This window comes from Nocardioides antri, from assembly GCF_008373765.1.
Taxonomy (GTDB): Bacteria; Actinomycetota; Actinomycetes; order Propionibacteriales; family Nocardioidaceae; genus Nocardioides; species Nocardioides antri.
In genome coordinates this window covers 1-427 of the sequence record NZ_VUJW01000214.1, presented here as the reverse complement: position 1 = coordinate 427, position 427 = coordinate 1, and the positions used below count along the sequence as shown (strand labels likewise).

1 protein-coding gene is annotated in these 427 nt (G+C 43.1%); it reads left to right on the top strand.

All coding sequences use genetic code 11. From position 1 onward, the window contains the following. Nucleotides 1–106: 106 nt before the first annotated feature. On the top strand, nucleotides 107–427 hold a 321-nt coding region (locus tag F0U47_RS23040; protein WP_149752385.1), incomplete at its 3' end, for a hypothetical protein.

Sequence of the window (427 nt, the reverse complement as noted above, 5' to 3'; positions counted from 1 at the left end):
GAAGAAAATGATTATAGATAATCGTCAAATCACTGTCAGAGAGGTTGCTGATGATGTTGGCATATCGTTTGGCTCATGCTAAGCAATTTTTACGGATGTTTTAGGCATGAAACGTGCGGCAGCGAAGATTGTTCCAAAATTGCTAAATTGTGAGCAAAAACAACGTCGCATGGACATCTCTCAGGAGCTGTTGAACATCGTCAACGACGATCCAGATTTCCTCAAAAAGGTCATAACTGGTGACGAATCATGGGTGTATGGCTATGACATTGAAACCAAAGCCCAATCATCCCAATGGAGGCGTACAGACGAGCTAAGACCGAAAAAAGCACATCAAGTTCGGTCAAATGTGAAGGTTTTGCTCACTGTTTTCTTCGACTGCAATTGCGTGGTACATCATGAATTCTTGCCACAAGGTCGTACGGTC